Source organism: Pseudomonas sp. RW3S2, from assembly GCF_014268955.1.
In the GTDB taxonomy this organism is placed as follows: Bacteria; Pseudomonadota; Gammaproteobacteria; order Pseudomonadales; family Pseudomonadaceae; genus Aquipseudomonas; species Aquipseudomonas wayambapalatensis.
The window spans coordinates 1-3,466 of record NZ_JABWRM010000036.1; the positions used below are offsets into that span (position 1 = coordinate 1).

The window sequence follows — 3,466 nt, forward strand, 5'->3', positions numbered from 1 at the left end:
CGCAGATAGGGGTTTTGCGAAATGAATCTTGACGATGACCTACTCTCACATGGGGAAACCCCACACTACCATCGGCGATGCATCGTTTCACTGCTGAGTTCGGGATGGGATCAGGTGGTTCCAATGCTCTATGGTCGTCAAGAAATTCGGTTGCCAGTGCGTCTTTGCAGACACGCCAGCCAATTCGGATATGTGATCTTTGTGAGTCGCTTCGAACTTTCGGTTCGTGTCGTCTTCACCACCGCAATCTGCACAGCAAATTGCTTGGGTGTTATATGGTCAAGCCTCACGGGCAATTAGTATTGGTTAGCTCAACGCCTCACAGCGCTTACACACCCAACCTATCAACGTCGTAGTCTTCGACGGCCCTTCAGGGGATTCAAGATCCCAGTGAGATCTCATCTTGAGGCAAGTTTCCCGCTTAGATGCTTTCAGCGGTTATCTCTTCCGAACATAGCTACCCGGCAATGCCACTGGCGTGACAACCGGAACACCAGAGGTTCGTCCACTCCGGTCCTCTCGTACTAGGAGCAGCCCCTCTCAAATCTCAAACGTCCACGGCAGATAGGGACCGAACTGTCTCACGACGTTCTAAACCCAGCTCGCGTACCACTTTAAATGGCGAACAGCCATACCCTTGGGACCGGCTTCAGCCCCAGGATGTGATGAGCCGACATCGAGGTGCCAAACACCGCCGTCGATATGAACTCTTGGGCGGTATCAGCCTGTTATCCCCGGAGTACCTTTTATCCGTTGAGCGATGGCCCTTCCATACAGAACCACCGGATCACTAAGACCTACTTTCGTACCTGCTCGACGTGTGTGTCTCGCAGTCAAGCGCGCTTTTGCCTTTATACTCTACGACCGATTTCCGACCGGTCTGAGCGCACCTTCGTACTCCTCCGTTACTCTTTGGGAGGAGACCGCCCCAGTCAAACTACCCACCATACACTGTCCTCGATCCGGATCACGGACCTGAGTTAGAACCTCAAGGTTGCCAGGGTGGTATTTCAAGGATGGCTCCATGAGAACTGGCGTCCCCACTTCAAAGCCTCCCACCTATCCTACACAAGCAAGCTCAAAGTCCAGTGCAAAGCTATAGTAAAGGTTCACGGGGTCTTTCCGTCTAGCCGCGGATACACTGCATCTTCACAGCGATTTCAATTTCACTGAGTCTCGGGTGGAGACAGCGCCGCCATCGTTACGCCATTCGTGCAGGTCGGAACTTACCCGACAAGGAATTTCGCTACCTTAGGACCGTTATAGTTACGGCCGCCGTTTACCGGGGCTTCGATCAAGAGCTTCGCTTGCGCTAACCCCATCAATTAACCTTCCGGCACCGGGCAGGCGTCACACCCTATACGTCCACTTTCGTGTTTGCAGAGTGCTGTGTTTTTAATAAACAGTCGCAGCGGCCTGGTATCTTCGACCGGCATGAGCTTACGGAGCAAGTCCTTCACCCTCGCCGGCGCACCTTCTCCCGAAGTTACGGTGCCATTTTGCCTAGTTCCTTCACCCGAGTTCTCTCAAGCGCCTTGGTATTCTCTACCTAACCACCTGTGTCGGTTTGGGGTACGGTTCCCAGTTATCTGAAGCTTAGGAGCTTTTCTTGGAAGCATGGTATCAACCACTTCGCACTCTAAAGAGCGCTCGTCATCAGCTCTCGGCCTTGAAATCCCGGATTTGCCTAAGATTTCAGCCTACCACCTTAAACCTGGACAACCAACGCCAGGCTGGCCTAACCTTCTCCGTCCCTCCATCGCAATAACTGGAAGTACAGGAATATTAACCTGTTTTCCATCGACTACGCTTTTCAGCCTCGCCTTAGGGACCGACTAACCCTGCGTCGATTAACGTTGCGCAGGAAACCTTGGTCTTTCGGCGTGCGAGTTTTTCACTCGCATTGTCGTTACTCATGTCAGCATTCGCACTTCTGATACCTCCAGCAAGCTTCTCAACTCACCTTCACAGGCTTACAGAACGCTCCTCTACCGCATCACCAGAGGTGATACCCGTAGCTTCGGTGCATGGTTTGAGCCCCGTTACATCTTCCGCGCAGGCCGACTCGACTAGTGAGCTATTACGCTTTCTTTAAAGGGTGGCTGCTTCTAAGCCAACCTCCTAGCTGTCTAAGCCTTCCCACATCGTTTCCCACTTAACCATGACTTTGGGACCTTAGCTGACGGTCTGGGTTGTTTCCCTTTTCACGACGGACGTTAGCACCCGCCGTGTGTCTCCCATGCTCGGCACTTGCTGGTATTCGGAGTTTGCATCGGTTTGGTAAGTCGGGATGACCCCCTAGCCGAAACAGTGCTCTACCCCCAGCAGTGATACATGAGGCGCTACCTAAATAGCTTTCGAGGAGAACCAGCTATCTCCGAGCTTGATTAGCCTTTCACTCCGATCCACAGGTCATCCGCTAACTTTTCAACGGTAGTCGGTTCGGTCCTCCAGTCAGTGTTACCTAACCTTCAACCTGCCCATGGATAGATCGCCCGGTTTCGGGTCTATACCCAGCGACTAAAGCGCCCTATTAAGACTCGCTTTCGCTACGCCTCCCCTATTCGGTTAAGCTCGCCACTGAATATAAGTCGCTGACCCATTATACAAAAGGTACGCAGTCACCTAACAAAGTAGGCTCCCACTGCTTGTACGCATACGGTTTCAGGTTCTATTTCACTCCCCTCTCCGGGGTTCTTTTCGCCTTTCCCTCACGGTACTGGTTCACTATCGGTCAGTCAGTAGTATTTAGCCTTGGAGGATGGTCCCCCCATGTTCAGACAAAGTTTCTCGTGCTCCGTCCTACTCGATTTCATTGAAAAGAGACTTTCGTGTACGGGGCTATCACCCACTATGGCCGCACTTTCCAGAGCGTTCCACTAATCTCAAATCAACTTAAGGGCTGGTCCCCGTTCGCTCGCCACTACTAAGGGAATCTCGGTTGATTTCTTTTCCTCAGGGTACTTAGATGTTTCAGTTCCCCTGGTTCGCCTCTTGCACCTATGTATTCAGTACAAGATACTCAGCTTATGCTGAGTGGGTTCCCCCATTCAGAGATCTCTGGATCACAGTCTGTTTGCCGACTCCCCAAAGCTTATCGCAGGCTACCACGTCTTTCATCGCCTCTGACTGCCAAGGCATCCACCGTATGCGCTTCTTCACTTGACCATATAACCCCAAGCAATCTGGTTATACTGTGAAGACGACATTCGCCGAAAATTCGTGAGAACTCACAAATTTTACCTTAGCCTGAACTACCAGCAGTGAAACTGGCATTCAGTCTATTTCTATCACATATCCGAATTTTTAAAGAACGATCTGACAAAAGCCAGAAATCAACATTCGATGCGAATGCTCATTTCTGAGTTTGATCAAGGTACCGCAGAAAGTGGTGGAGCCAAGCGGGATCGAACCGCTGACCTCCTGCGTGCAAGGCAGGCGCTCTCCCAGCTGAGCTATGGCCCCG

Annotated in this window: 1 tRNA gene and 2 rRNA genes; all 3 read right to left on the reverse strand. The window is 51.7% G+C overall.

From position 1 onward, the window contains the following. Window positions 1-26: 26 nt before the first annotated feature. A 5S ribosomal RNA gene (gene rrf / locus HU748_RS26080) occupies window positions 27-142 on the reverse strand. A gap of 133 nt (window positions 143-275) precedes the next feature. Continuing rightward, window positions 276-3,168, reverse strand: a 23S ribosomal RNA gene (locus HU748_RS26085). Between the two features lie 221 nt (window positions 3,169-3,389). After that, window positions 3,390-3,465, reverse strand: a tRNA-Ala gene (locus HU748_RS26090). Window position 3,466 lies beyond the last annotated feature (1 nt).